The sequence below is a fragment of the Pseudomonas sp. MWU16-30316 genome (genome assembly GCF_020515645.1).
Classification (GTDB): Bacteria; Pseudomonadota; Gammaproteobacteria; order Pseudomonadales; family Pseudomonadaceae; genus Aquipseudomonas; species Aquipseudomonas cerasi.
Window position 1 is genome coordinate 41,412 of record NZ_JAIZAZ010000006.1, and the last position, 13,321, is coordinate 54,732.

Sequence of the window (13,321 nt, forward strand, 5' to 3'; positions counted from 1 at the left end):
ATTCAGTGAGTGCCACTTTGCCCTCCCCGCCACGGCTCGCCATCGGCCAACCGGGGTTAACTGTGTATGCCGATCGGCAGATAGGCTTCACCTCCTGATACAGTTCTAATAGCCTTACTTCTGTTATGCCCGCGCGGGCATCAACCCTCGCTGGAGCATTGCATGCAAAGTCCCCCCCATGATCCGGCAAGCGCACTGGCCATTCGTAACCAGTATCGCCAGTCGCAAAGCCGTGCCGCACGGCTTCGCCTGCTGGTGGATACCGGCCAGGAGCTGACCCATCTGCCACCTCAGGCCATGCGTCAGCGCGTGCTGCAACGCGCGTGCGCATTCGTGGCGATGGACCATGGCCTGCTGCTGGAATGGAGCGCCGACACCGGTGTGCAGATCACCGCCCGTCATGGCAGTGCAGAACGCCTGGCGACACTTGAGACCGCTGCCGACCCGCTGGCCATCGGCCCGCAGTGGCTGGAGCGGCCCGATGCCGACCTGCCGTGCATGCTGCTGTTACCGTTGCGCGGCGCCGACGAAGGCTCTTTTGGCACCCTGCTGCTGGCCAACAGCGTGGGCATCAATACGCCGGACAATGAGGACATCGAGTCGCTGCAATTGCTGGCGACGTTGCTGGCGGCACACCTGGAGAACAATCGGCTGCTTGATGCGCTGGTGGTCAGAGAACAGACCATGTCCGAGCTGGTCCGCCAGTTGTTCACCGCTCAGGAAGACGAACGCAAACGCGTGGCCTACGACCTGCATGATGGGCTGGCCCAGACCCTGGCCGGGCTGCACCAGCGGCTGCAGGGTTTTGCCGGTCGCTGTCCTGATCTGCCTGAGCCGCTGGACGCCGATCTGCAGGCCATTCTCAAGCTGGCGCAGCACTGCGTGGGCGAAGGTCGCCAACTGATCAGTGGCTTGCGGCCAAGCGTGCTGGACGATTTCGGCCTGCTGCAGGCGGTCGACAAGGAAGCTGACCGGTTGCGCGAAGCCGGAATCGCGGTGCACTGGCAGTCGCGCTCCCTGACCCGCCTGCCCAGCCACCTGGAAATCGCCCTGTTCCGTATTGCCCAGGAAGGCATCAACAATGTGCTCAAACACGCCGCTGCGAGCAACGTAGAATTGGCTCTGGAACTGAGTGAAGAGCACATTTCACTGCTGCTCGAAGACAACGGCAGTGGTTTCGTCACCCAAAAACCGTTCAATGACAAAGGCGTGCAGAAATTGGGCCTGGTGGCCATGCAAGAGCGCGCCAGCCTGCTCGGCGGCCGTCTGACCTGCGTCAGTCGGCCCGGGCACGGCACCCGACTGCGCGCCATCGTTCCTTTTACCGCAGACAAGGCAATGACATGACTGACACTGTACGACTGGTTTTGGCGGACGATCATGAAGTGACGCGTACCGGGTTCGTCTCACTGCTGGCGGGGCATCCGGAGTTCGAAGTGGTCGGTCAGGCGGCCGACGGCCAGCAAGCCATCGATCTGTGCCAGGAGCTGCAACCGGACATCGCCATCCTCGACATCCGTATGCCGGTGCTTAACGGGCTGGGCGCTGCGCGGATTCTCCAGCAGCGCATGCCGGATCTGAAGGTGGTGATTTTCACCATGGACGACAGCACCGATCATCTGGAAGCCGCCATCAGCGCGGGCGCGGTGGGCTATCTGCTCAAGGATGCCAGCCGCGACGAAGTGATCGACGGCCTGCAACGCGTGGCGCGTGGTGAAGAAGCACTGAACAGCGCCGTCAGCGCGCGCCTGCTGCGGCGCATGACCGAACGCAATACCAGTGGCGCAGCCCTGCCGGAAACCCTCACCCCGCGTGAACGCCAGGTGCTCGGGCTGGTGGCGGGCGGCTTCAGCAATCGGGAAATCGGCGAAAAACTTGGCATCACCACCGGGACGGCCAAGGCCCACGTGGAAAAGGTCATCGGCAAACTCGGCGCCTCGGACCGCACTCAGGCGGCGGTACGCGGTGTGGCGCTGGGGCTGGTGAGCCAATCAACGAGCGACTGGCAATGACCGCAAACGCCAGCAGTCGCTGGGAAGACCTTCCGCTACGCGGCAAGGCGCTGGTGGCCATTTCGCTGCCACTGGCGATTCTCATGTTCTCGCTGGTGCTGATCTATATCGCCGAGCGCCAGACCGCTCAGGCAGAGGAGGACGTAAGGCGCGTGCTGCTTGTGCAAGGCGACATTCAGACCCTTCATACGCAGATCGCAGAAGGTGCGGCCAGCGTACGTGGCTACCTGCTGACTCACCGGGAAGACTTCCTGCCCGGCTACCTCAACGCGCAACCGCTGATCGAGGCGGCGCTGACCCGGCTCAACACCAATGTGCGTGACGAGCAGATGCGCGAACACCTGAAAGCCATCGAGCCGCTGATCAACACCAAGGTCGAAGGCCTGGAAAAACTGCGCTCGATGGATAGGCAAGATCAAGAAACCGTCGCCCGCATCCTGATCGAAAACAAGTACGTGCTTGACCAGTTGCGCGAACGCATCGGCATCATGCGCGAGCGTGAAGACGCGCTGCTCGCCGAACGTACCGAGGCTGCGGCAGCCACTCGCGAGCGCCTGCTGCTATCGACTCTGCTGGCCGCAGCCTGCGGCATCTTCGGTGCCATTCTTGCCGTGTTGATGCTGTCCAAAGGCATCGTCGCCAGGGTGCATCAGGTGCAGCGCAACGCCCAGCGTCTGGCGCTCGGGCATCCGCTGCTGCCCCAACCGCCTGAAAAGGACGAGATCGGCCAGCTCGGCACTCGTCTGGTCGAGGCCGGCCAGCTGCTGGCCGAACGTGAACGCGCACTGCGCGACAACGAGGAGCGTTTGAGGCTGATCATCGAAGGTGTCAAGGACTACGGCATCTTCGCGCTGGACCGCAACGGCTACATCACCACCTGGAACGCAGGAGCCGAGCGTATCAAGGGCTACACGGAACAAGAAATCATCGGCCAGCACTTTTCTGTGTTCTATCTGCAGCAGGAATGTCCGCAACACCCCGACATGGCATTGCATGAGGCCACCGTCAACGGCCGGTATACCGAGGAAGGCTGGCGCCAGCGCAAGGACGGCAGCCGTTTCTGGGCCAGCGTGGTGATCACCGCGCAATACGACAGCAATGACGAACTGCGCGGTTTTTCCAAGATCACCCGTGACATCAGTGATCGTCGCGTTGCCGAAATTGCTCTGGGTACTGCGCGTGAGGAAGCCGAACGCGCCAGCCGGGCCAAAAGTGAATTCCTGTCGCGCATGAGTCATGAACTGCGCACACCGCTGAACTCGATTCTGGGCTTTGCCCAGTTGCTGGACATGGACTCGCCCGCCAGCCAGCGCCCGCAAATCGGTCATATTCTGCGAGCGGGCCAGCATTTGCTGAAGCTGATCAATGAAGTACTCGATATCGCCAGAATCGAAGCCGGGCATGTTTCCCTGGTCCTCGAGCCCGTATCCCTGTCGAGCGTGCTTGAAGAAGCGCTGGTGCTGGTCTCGCCGATGGCTGCCGACGCCAATATCGAGTTGAAGCCCTTGCCGAATCTGCCTGACGAGATCGGCGTGGTCGCTGATCGCCAGCGCTTGATTCAGGTGTTGTTGAACCTGCTGTCCAACGCGATCAAATACAATCGGCCCGCTGGCCAGGTGCGGATTGAAATCGAGCAGACTACCGAGCAGGTGACGGTCAGCGTAGTGGACACCGGCTACGGGATTGCGCCGGAGCGTATCGGACAGTTGTTCAAGCCGTTCGAGCGGCTGGACGCCAACCCGAGCGTCGAAGGCACCGGGCTGGGACTGGCGCTGAGCAAAAGCATGCTGGAGATGATGCACGGCACGCTGTCCGTACAGAACACACCGGACGAGGGCTGCCGGTTCATACTCGCGCTGCCGCTTGTGCGGGTGCAGCCGCCCGCCGCCAAACCGCCGCGTCAAGCTGACACTGCTCTCGAGATAACGCCGGATGTCCGCTCGCCCGCCCGCCCGGCCTATCATGGCAAGCTGCTGTGCATCGAAGACAATCTGTCGAGCATGGCCTTGATTGAAACGCTGCTGCAACGCAGACCGGGTATCCAGTTGCTGTCGAGCATGCAGGGCCAGCTGGGGCTTGATCTGGCGCGCCAGCATGCGCCACAGCTGATTCTTCTCGACCTCAGCCTGCCGGACATCAAGGGGCTTGAGGTGCTGCAACGTCTGCGACGCCTGCCGGCTACTGCTCACACACCGGTGCTGATGATCACTGCCGACACCAGTGATAAAGCCCATCGCGAACTGAAACAGGCCGGAGCCACGGCCATTGTGATCAAACCCATCCAGGTGCCGGTGTTTCTTGCCCTCCTGGACCAGTATTTACCGGAGCCCACATGACCGGCGACTTTCGCATTCTGATCATTGATGACCAACGGCCCAACCTCGATCTGATGGAGCAACTGCTTGCCCGCGAGGGGCTGACCAACGTCCTGAGCAGCACCGAGCCGTTGCGCACGCTGGACCTGTTCAACAGCTTCGAGCCCGACCTGGTTGTCCTCGATCTGCACATGCCCGAATTCGATGGCTTTGCGGTGCTGGAGCAGCTCAACCGGCGCATACCGGCCAATGACTACCTGCCGATCATGGTGCTGACCGCCGACGCGACACGCGATACCCGCCTGCGCGCACTGGCGCTGGGCGCGCGGGACTTCATCAGCAAGCCGCTGGATGCCCTGGAAACCATGCTGCGCATCTGGAACCTGCTGGAAACCCGCGCACTGTATAAATCGCTGCGCGAGCTGGTGCCTGCGGAAAATATCGAACTGCTGCGCCAGCCGCGAACGCTGGCGCAGCAGTGATTATTTGATCAGCGTCACCGGCACCGATGCTTCGTGGATCACCCGCGTGGCCACGGAGCCCAGCAGCAGGCCGCCAAAGTTACCGAGCCCGCGGGTGCCCATGACAACGGCGTCGCAGCCGAGCCGCTGAACCTCAGCCTCGACCTGTTCTGCCACGTTGCCCAGATCGACGTGGGCCTGAAACGGCACACCAGCAGCAGTCAACAATGCAACCGCATCAGCCAGCACCCGCTTGCCTTCATTGGTCAAGCCGGCCTTGACGCCATCAATCATGTCGGGAGCCAGATAAAGGCTGTAATCGATGGGGCTGGCCTGCACATTCAGGATATGTACCTCGAGCGACTTGGTGAGTTCACCAGACAACTCGATGACATAGCCCAAGGCACGCATGGCGTGCTCGGAGCCGTCGAAAGGAACCAGAACTTTGTGCATGGGCGTTTTCCTTGTTGAGTTATGCGCTCAACATAACCGCAGCCCGATAACGCCGCTACTGGAATAAGCGTTTCCCTTGATTCGGCTCAACTCAGATCAATTCACGGCACATGCGATCAATGCCCCTGCAGAAACGCCGCGGCCTGATCCAGCAACAGCATCGGGTTTTCGGCCTTGTGTATGTCAACCGACAGCAACTGCCGGAAGCGTCGCGCACCAGGGAAACCCAGGCCCAGACCGAGCATATGCCGGGTGACGTGGTGCATATTGCCGCCGCTGGCAATGTGCTCCGCAATGTACGGCCGCATCGACTCCAACGCGTCGTAACGACTGATGACCGGCGCCGTGCTGCCGAACAACTGCTGATCGACATGCGCCAACAGATACGGGTTGTGATAAGCCTCACGCCCCAGCATGACGCCATCGAACGACTGCAAATGCTCACTGCACTGCTCCAGCGTCTTGATGCCGCCGTTGAGCACAATCTCCAGGTCAGGAAAGTCAGACTTCAACTGCGCGACCACGTCGTAACGCAGTGGCGGAATATCGCGGTTTTCCTTGGGAGACAGTCCTTCGAGAATTGCGATACGCGCGTGAACCGTGAAACTCTGGCAACCCGCCTCCTGAACCTTGCCGACGAAATCACACAACTCGGCGTAGCTGTCACGGCCATTGATACCGATCCGGTGCTTGACCGTAACCGGAATACCAACCGCATCGCGCATCGCCTTGACGCAATCCGCCACCAGCGCAGGATGCGCCATCAGGCACGCACCGATCATGTTGTTCTGCACCCGGTCACTCGGGCAACCGACGTTCAGATTGACCTCGTCATACCCCGCCTCTTCCGCCAGACGCGAACACGCAGCCAGATCCGCCGCCGTACTGCCACCCAACTGCAATGCCAACGGATGCTCGCTTTCATCATGCCGCAGGAACCGCTCACGGTCGCCATGCAGCAAGGCGCCGGTGGTGACCATCTCGGTGTAGAGCATGGCATGCTTTGAGAGCTTGCGCATGAAGTAGCGGCAGTGGTGGTCGGTCCAGTCCATCATCGGAGCGACGGAGAAGCGGCGCGTGAACGAGCGCCTTTTATCGGGGCTTGCGGATGACATTAGCGTCGGTAGCTCGGAGAGAAGTATGGAGGCATTCTATCATCGGGCGTCGTTGTGCAGCCACGTTAGCCAATTGATGCCGCTGGATGGCTGTAAATTGGGAAGGTTTTGATGGATAAGTTTGAGGTCTTTCGGAATTGATCAAGCGGGCATCTCTGTCGCCCGCAAGATGCTTGAAAGCAGGTCCTCACCTCAGAAGCAAGACCGGGACACTATGTGTGTCGGTGTCGGATATACACCTCTGGCTGACAACCGCCCCCACCTCACCCCGCACTCAACGGAATGAACACCGCAAACGTAGTCCCATGATCCGCTTTCGACGTCACCTCGATACGCCCGCCGTGCGCGTCGACAATCCTGTCGACGATGAACAGACCCAGCCCCAGGCTTGAATAAGGTCCGTTGTCGGTCATCTTTTCGGGTGAGTAGCGGTCCATCGGGTTAAAGATGAACGGCAGCACATCTGCGGGAATCGGGCTGCCGGTGTTGTGGACGATAAAGCGCAGCTCGCCCTCCGAAACGGCCAGCGTCACTTCGACAGGATCGCAGCTATTGCCGTGCTGTATGGCGTTGCCGATGAGGTTCGAGAAGACCTGCTCCAGTCGATCGCCATCGAAGCGGCCGATGACCGGGTCCTCCGACGTCAAGCGAATGTCTGCTTCCGGGTTGACGGTACTCGATTCGTCAACGATGCGAACGCAGATCGGTTGCATGTCTATTTTGGTCTTTTTCAACGGGATGCCGGGACCGATCTGTGAGCGCGTGAAGTCGAGCAGATCGCCGACGATCTGGTTGGCCCGCTTCACGCTGGAGTAGATCCTCGATGCAACCTTGGTTGGCCGCGCGCCCAGATCATGGGTGCGCAGCAATACGTCGGCCCCCAGCAGTATGGCGCTTAGCGGGGTACGCAAATCGTGCCCGAGGATGCCAAGGAATACATTGCGTGATGCCTGAATCGCGCTGGTATAGCTGGAAATAGACTCGGCCAGGGCCTGATCTATCGCCTCGTTGAAACGAATCATGTCTTCGATCTGCTGTTGAGTGTCCAGCGCTTCTCGCGACATCCACTGTTTGATCACGCTCGCCCGTAATGCCCGAAACTCCGAAACCACCTGATCGATGGTGAAGCCCGACATCAGTCGAGTGATCGCGTGGCTTTTGGCTGCGGTTTGTTCATGTGACACGCCGTGGCCCTGCGATTTGTCGACCTGCTGTTGCAACGACTGATCCGTTTCCAGATCAGTGGCGATCGCCCGCAGCATTTGCTCGACATGGTCCCTGAGCTCTGTGGTATCCAGAGGCTCACCGGCCGGAGACAGGGTGCGTGCGAAATCGGTCCACTCGCGCACGATAGGTTCGATGTTTTCGAGGATGAAGCCTGATAAACGCATAGCCATTCAAACCTGAACATGAACTCCGCAGATTGCAGGTTCGTAGAGTGAGCCGGGCACCCGTCCCGACCCTGCGGACAGATAAAATCTGGAGTGAAGTTCACACAGTCAGCGGACTAATGGAATACCGAATCTAATCGGAAAGTGCCTGTAAACGAGCCTGAACTGCGTCGTCGAAAATAATGTAAAGCGCTTCGGCATCCGCTGGACGCAGCTTTCTGCTTGTCTCCAGGCCATGAATGTATTCGATCTGCAACGCCCCCTCGGCTTCCACGTCGGCGCGGGTGCTGGTTGCGTCGAGCGCTCTTACCAGATCACTGATCGCTCCCTGTACAGGCTTGGGGAGTCGTAACTGATCAAGTCGTTCTTGCATGCGCTCGGTATTCCGGTAAAAGCCAAAGAGTGGGCAGCAAATCACGCAGCGCCTTGCAATGCAAGGACATGCGTCTGTTCATCGATGAGCTCATGATGCAGCGCGGCCCTCCAGCAGGTTTTTCAGGCTGTAGGTGACCACGCCCAGAATGATCAGGTCATCGTTGTCGGTGACACGCAGTGGTGGGTAATCCGGATTTTGCGATTCCAGAATCACCACATCGCCGCGCATGTGCAGACGCCGGCAGATCTGCCGTGCATTGAGCGAGGCAACGACGATGTCACCGTGCTCAGCGTACTGGCTGCGGTCGACCACCAGCATGTCCCCGCTGCACATGCCGCCCCCTTGCATGCCTTGGTCTTCGATCCTGGCCAGGTAGGCGTGCGGCTCACGGACCTCGCAAAGCTCGGCGATGGAAACATGCTTCTCGACCACTGGCGATCTGGAGCCAACGGACGACAGCGATATGAACGGAAGCTTGATGCCACCTGCCGACAACGGGCCAAGGAATGTAACACTCATGAGGCGAGCCTTTTCTGATTAACTGTATACATATACAGTTAATCGTTTATCGGTGATCAGGTCAATCGCAATGCCCCACGCATCGACAGATGGCGTGGCCCGCAGACCACGCCTGTCAACGCTCCCCTCACGAGTCGTCAGGGCGCAGCATCACCCTTCGACAACTGCGTAATCAGCGCCACGGTCAGGTAAAGCCTGGGCGCGATGCTCGACAACTCAATGTATTCATCGTCGGCATGCAGACCGGCGCCGACCACGCCCATGGTTTCGAGCACCGCAGGTTTTGCACTCCCCGGTACGTAGGCATAGCCCGCGTCGGTACCGAAACGCATGGCAATCGGCTCCAGAGTGCGGCCTGTTTTCTGGTAAAGCGCCTGCGCGGTTTTCGCCAGCTGTTCGGAGCCAGGGTTTCTGGCCAGCGGCGGTCGGCCTTTTTCCATTCGCAAGGTCACTTCGGTGCCATCGACCAGTGTCTTCTTCACGATTTTTTGGCCATCAGCCAGTACGCGATCGCTCTCGCTGAGGTCGGAATAGCGCATGTCCGCCTCGGCTGATGCGCTGGATGGAATGATGTTGCGCTTCTCCCCGCCCTTGATCAGTGTCCAGTTGACGGTCGTGCCTTTGCCTGGGTCGCCGAGGTCCTTAAGCTGCAGCAACTGATGCGCCAGCTCGATGGCGGCATTGCGCCCGGCCTCGGGAGCGGAGCCCGCATGTGATGATTTGCCTTTGACATCGAGGAGCAGGCCATTGATGCCGTTGGTGGCGACGGTGACGGCATCCTTGTCAGGCGGCTCGTACGAAAACACGTAGTCATGCTGGCGAGCGAGTTCGGCGATGACTTTTTTCGAACCGCTGGAGCCGGTCTCCTCGTCCGGGTTAAAGAGCACAGTGAGCGTACCGAACGCCTTGAAGTGCTCATTCTGCAACAACTGCAGTGCGTGCAGAATCATCGCCACGCCGCCCTTGGCATCTGCCACCCCTGGCCCATAGGCCCGCTCGCTGTCGAGCCTGAAGGGACGCTTGGCGGCAGTGCCCGGCCCGAACACCGTGTCGTAGTGGACCATCAACAGAAAAGAACGCGTGCCGTTGCCTTTGAACGTGCCGACGATATTGTCCCCCGCCGAAGGATCTGCCGGCGTGGTGGAGACTTCAGCGCCCAGCGCCTTGAGACGTTCGACCAGCATCGCGCTGACGGTCTTCAGCCCGGGGGCCTGGCCGGTGCCTGTGTCGATATCGACCAGTTGCCGGACAGTGTCGAGGTAGGCCGGTTGTTCGGCCTGGGCTTTTTTCAGCAACTGATCGGGTGACAGCTCGGCGGCATTGGCAGCCATGGAAAACAGACCCATGGAAACCAGGGAAAGTCCGATGGCGGCAGTGAGGGGGAAGCGTCGTGAATGCATGCTGGTTCCTTCAGATCATCGCGAGTTGAACAGCATCTTTACCCCAATGCGCCGCTCGACGCCACAGCCCGGTCTGATTGCGAACCCGGCTCACCCCGGCGCCGCGGCCTTCTGTCAAAGGCACGGTAAGCTGATGTCCGCGCCCATTGCGCAACGTGCAGGCCGCTCTTCAAGAGGTTAAATTCACATCAAGGGAACAAGCGGTCTGTGCGAGGCTCAAAAACACTCTAGACAAAGGTATTCACGACAACGCCGTCCCTCAGGGCCTATCATCGGCAGCAGTAAACGCTGCGGCCTTGAGTGGTCGGCAGCGCTCGGGTAATGTCATCCAACCGCACAGGACAGAGCACGCTCATGACTTCCAAGCTGGATCAACTCAAGAAATTCACCACCGTTGTTGCCGATACCGGCGACTTCGGCGCCATCAAGAGCCTCAAGCCTCAAGATGCAACCACCAACCCTTCTCTGCTGCTCAAGGCCGCTTCGAGCGAAAGCAACAAAGCGATGCTCGAGGAGGCATTCGCCCTTGGCAAGGGCGACATAGGCCTGGCCTGCGATCATTTCGCAGTGGCCATCGGTCAGGAGATTCTCAAGGTCGTACCCGGCCGCGTGTCCACTGAAGTGGACGCCCGACTGTCCTTTGACACCAACGCCCTGATCGAACGCAGTGAACGCCTGATCGGGCTTTATAACGCTGCCGGTGTCGAAAATGATCGCGTGCTGGTGAAGCTTGCCTCCACTTGGGAAGGCATCCGCGCCGCCGAATACCTTGAGAAGAAAGGTATCCAGACCAACCTGACGTTGCTGTTTTCCTTCGCCCAGGCTGTCGCTTGCGCCGAGGCTGGCGTCTTCCTGATTTCGCCGTTCGTGGGCCGCATCTACGACTGGTACAAGAAGTCGACAGGCACCGATTACACTGGTGCAGAAGACCCGGGCGTGCAGTCGGTAACGCGCATCTACAATTATTACAAGGCCAACGACTTCAAGACTGTCGTGATGGGTGCCAGCTTCCGCAACTTGAATCAGATCGAACAGTTGGCCGGTTGTGATCGTCTGACCATCAGCACCGAGCTGCTCAAACAATTGGCCGAAGACACCGGCACACTGGAGCGCAAGCTTGCTCCGGGCAATAATGCAGGCGAGCCACGTCAGAGCCTGACCGAGAGCCAGTTCCGCTGGAATTCCAACGAAGATGCCATGGCCACCGAGAAACTGGCTGAAGGCATTCGTCAGTTCGCTCGCGATCAGGAAAAACTGGAAGCGCTGCTTCCTGCCAAGAAAGCCTGATACGAAAAAAAGGGCGGCATCCTCGCGGATGCCGCCCTTTTTGCTGCCTGCGATTCAGCGCAGCGGCCTAGCGCTGACCTTCCAGTGCATTGACCAGATCATGGAACGCTTCACGATTGGAATCGTTGAGGCCCATCAGGATCTTGTGCGCTTCGAGCACCTTGGCCTTCACCACTTCTTCGCACTGGTCCTGTGAAGGCAGATCAGTCAGGCACTCAGGCCGCGGCAGAGGCCGGTCAACGATGTTGAAGACCTGATCAAAGCCCATAGACTGCAACAGGCGCGTGATGTCCTCGTGAGTGGTCACGAGCGTCGGTAACAGGCCCACCTTCTGGCGTGACAGAATCGAGAGTTTGGCCAGCAGGCCAAGCGTGGTGCTGTCAATGCTGCGCGTTTCAGTCAGGTCAATGACCACCGCCGAGAAATTCAGCGCAGTGAAGATGCGCTCGATAGTCGCATCCAGGGCCGAACACAGCGTCAACCGTACTTCACCCACGAACTTGAGAACGAAGGTGCCTTCCTGCTCGGCGAACTGGATTCTACCGGTACTCATTCAAGATTCCTGCTTAACACTAACAAGGCGATATCATCCGGCATCTCCCCTAGCGTTGCCAATTCAAAAACCCGCTGCAAGCCATCCAGGCTGCCGCCAGCCGTCTTGACCAATTCGGGAAGGACGGCTTCTTTCTCTTTGAGTGTATCACCGGGTAACAAGTCCAGTATGCCATCAGACAACATGGTCAGACTGAAGGACTCGGGCAGATCGATTTCATGATCCTGATAGGTGGCCTCATTGAACAACCCGACCGGCAGTCCACGACCTTCCAGATAATGCGCCTGCCCTTCGGAATACAACACAGGCAGTGGCAGATGTCCGCCCACTGCGTACGTCAGTTTACCTGACTCTTCATCGATGACACCGCCGACCATCGTAACGTGCTTGCCCAGCTTGCAACTGATAAGGCCGCGATTGATATGCCCCAGCACATCCGATGGCTTGAACTCCGGAAGCGTTCCGCCACGCTTGGACTCGAACAGCAGCCGCGTGGTCATGAACTTCAGCAGTACGGTAATGAATGCCGATGACGCCCCATGACCTGAAACATCGGCCAGGTAAAAAGCGACACGCCGCTCGTCGACCCTGAAATAATCGACAAAATCGCCGGACAGGTACAACGACGGAATGATCTGGTGGGCAAACTTGAATGCGTCAATCGACCACGGAGTGATTGGCAGCATGTTCATCTGCACTTGCCGACCCGCGTCCTGGTCTTCCTGCAACAGGTGCAGGCTGGCTTCGAGTTCGCGATTGGCCTTTTCCAGCTTTTCGCGGTAGACCTGGTTTTCAGTGAGCAGGCGCGCCCGATCCAGCGCACGGCGCACCGAATGCTCGAGCACAGCAAGATCTTCGAGAGGCTTGATCAGGTAGTCGGCAGCGCCAAGGCGCAAGGCCTCGACTGCATCGCTCATCACGCCCGCACCGGAAACGACGATGACAGGCGTCTGCGGAGCGATGGCGGTGACCTGACGGATCAGCTCAAGCCCGCCCATCTGTGGCATGCGAAGATCGCAGACCACCAGATCGGGGTTCTCCTGCTCGAATATCTGAATTCCCTGCAAGCCATTACTCGCTTGCAGAACGCTGAAGCCACTGTCTTCAAGGTAGGCGGCAAGGCTTGCGCGCACTACGTCGTCGTCATCGATAATCAGCAGCTTGGCACTGGTTTTTGGCATGGGGGCAAACGGCGCCAGATCAGGTTGGCGTAGGCGGCCCGGGATTACCGGAAACCGCTTACTGGATTCGCTTCTAGCCTCTCCGCAATAACACGCAGTAACTTGATAAGTCTGTCGTGTTTCAGAGGTGCCCTTCAAGGCGCAGACGGTACTCCCATCCGACGGGTGTTTCAAGCATGCTCCTACCCTCACTTTGCGCTCTTTACATCGCAAATCACCCAGAGTTATAAGAACTCACAAATCAGCAACTAAAACGAA

At 59.2% G+C, this 13,321-nt stretch carries 13 protein-coding genes; 5 read left to right on the forward strand and 8 right to left on the reverse strand.

Annotated features, from left to right (window positions below; translation table 11 throughout):
* Positions 1 to 162 precede the first annotated feature (162 nt).
* Genes LCH65_RS19010 through LCH65_RS19025 form a run of 4 tightly spaced genes read left to right on the forward strand, consistent with a single transcriptional unit; the run spans position 163 to position 4,809 of the window.
* Positions 163 to 1,347, forward strand: a complete 1,185-nt coding sequence (locus LCH65_RS19010) for a sensor histidine kinase (RefSeq protein WP_003371656.1) — start codon at positions 163 to 165, stop codon at positions 1,345 to 1,347.
* A complete protein-coding gene (locus tag LCH65_RS19015; protein WP_003371654.1) occupies positions 1,344 to 2,012 on the forward strand; it encodes a response regulator transcription factor in 669 nt (222 codons plus the stop codon). Before LCH65_RS19010 ends, LCH65_RS19015 begins: the two co-directional genes overlap by 4 nt.
* On the forward strand, positions 2,009 to 4,348 hold the full coding sequence (locus LCH65_RS19020) for an ATP-binding protein (protein ID WP_058396577.1): 2,340 nt from the start codon (positions 2,009 to 2,011) through the stop codon (positions 4,346 to 4,348). Before LCH65_RS19015 ends, LCH65_RS19020 begins: the two co-directional genes overlap by 4 nt.
* Positions 4,345 to 4,809: a response regulator gene (locus LCH65_RS19025; protein WP_003406975.1), complete on the forward strand. Its 465-nt coding sequence runs from the start codon at positions 4,345 to 4,347 to the stop codon at positions 4,807 to 4,809. Before LCH65_RS19020 ends, LCH65_RS19025 begins: the two co-directional genes overlap by 4 nt.
* On the opposite strand, the gene LCH65_RS19030 is transcribed toward LCH65_RS19025, so the two are convergent.
* From LCH65_RS19030 to LCH65_RS19055, 6 genes are all read right to left on the reverse strand, one after another.
* Positions 4,810 to 5,241, reverse strand: coding sequence for a universal stress protein (locus tag LCH65_RS19030; protein ID WP_003371651.1), 432 nt, complete (start codon positions 5,239 to 5,241; stop codon positions 4,810 to 4,812). It lies immediately after the preceding gene.
* 116 nt (positions 5,242 to 5,357) lie between these two features.
* Complete coding sequence (gene dusA, locus LCH65_RS19035; RefSeq protein WP_226439721.1) at positions 5,358 to 6,356, reverse strand: tRNA dihydrouridine(20/20a) synthase DusA; 999 nt, start codon at positions 6,354 to 6,356, stop codon at positions 5,358 to 5,360.
* Between the two features lie 263 nt (positions 6,357 to 6,619).
* Positions 6,620 to 7,747, reverse strand: coding sequence for a sensor histidine kinase (locus tag LCH65_RS19040; RefSeq protein WP_060708892.1), 1,128 nt, complete (start codon positions 7,745 to 7,747; stop codon positions 6,620 to 6,622).
* 133 nt (positions 7,748 to 7,880) lie between these two features.
* Positions 7,881 to 8,120 (reverse strand): hypothetical protein, encoded by a 240-nt coding sequence (locus LCH65_RS19045; RefSeq protein ID WP_044308445.1) that lies wholly within the window; start codon positions 8,118 to 8,120, stop codon positions 7,881 to 7,883.
* Between the two features lie 90 nt (positions 8,121 to 8,210).
* Positions 8,211 to 8,642 carry a S24 family peptidase gene (locus LCH65_RS19050; RefSeq protein WP_060708891.1) on the reverse strand — a complete coding sequence of 144 codons (432 nt, stop codon included), beginning with the start codon at positions 8,640 to 8,642 and terminating at the stop codon, positions 8,211 to 8,213.
* A 137-nt stretch (positions 8,643 to 8,779) separates the two neighbouring features.
* Positions 8,780 to 10,042, reverse strand: coding sequence for a M20/M25/M40 family metallo-hydrolase (locus LCH65_RS19055; protein WP_054081123.1), 1,263 nt, complete (start codon positions 10,040 to 10,042; stop codon positions 8,780 to 8,782).
* Positions 10,043 to 10,396: 354 nt separating this feature from the next.
* Between LCH65_RS19055 and tal the strand changes: the two genes are divergently transcribed.
* On the forward strand, positions 10,397 to 11,329 hold the full coding sequence (tal, locus tag LCH65_RS19060; protein ID WP_003371640.1) for a transaldolase: 933 nt from the start codon (positions 10,397 to 10,399) through the stop codon (positions 11,327 to 11,329).
* A 67-nt stretch (positions 11,330 to 11,396) separates the two neighbouring features.
* On the opposite strand, the gene rssC is transcribed toward tal, so the two are convergent.
* Both rssC and rssB read right to left on the reverse strand, forming a co-directional pair.
* The gene (gene rssC, locus LCH65_RS19065; RefSeq protein ID WP_003315067.1) at positions 11,397 to 11,882 is read right to left on the reverse strand and encodes an anti-sigma factor antagonist RssC; all 486 of its coding nucleotides are present in this window, start codon (positions 11,880 to 11,882) and stop codon (positions 11,397 to 11,399) included.
* On the reverse strand, positions 11,879 to 13,063 hold the full coding sequence (gene rssB / locus LCH65_RS19070) for a two-component system response regulator RssB (protein WP_003315068.1): 1,185 nt from the start codon (positions 13,061 to 13,063) through the stop codon (positions 11,879 to 11,881). Before rssB ends, rssC begins: the two co-directional genes overlap by 4 nt.
* Positions 13,064 to 13,321 lie beyond the last annotated feature (258 nt).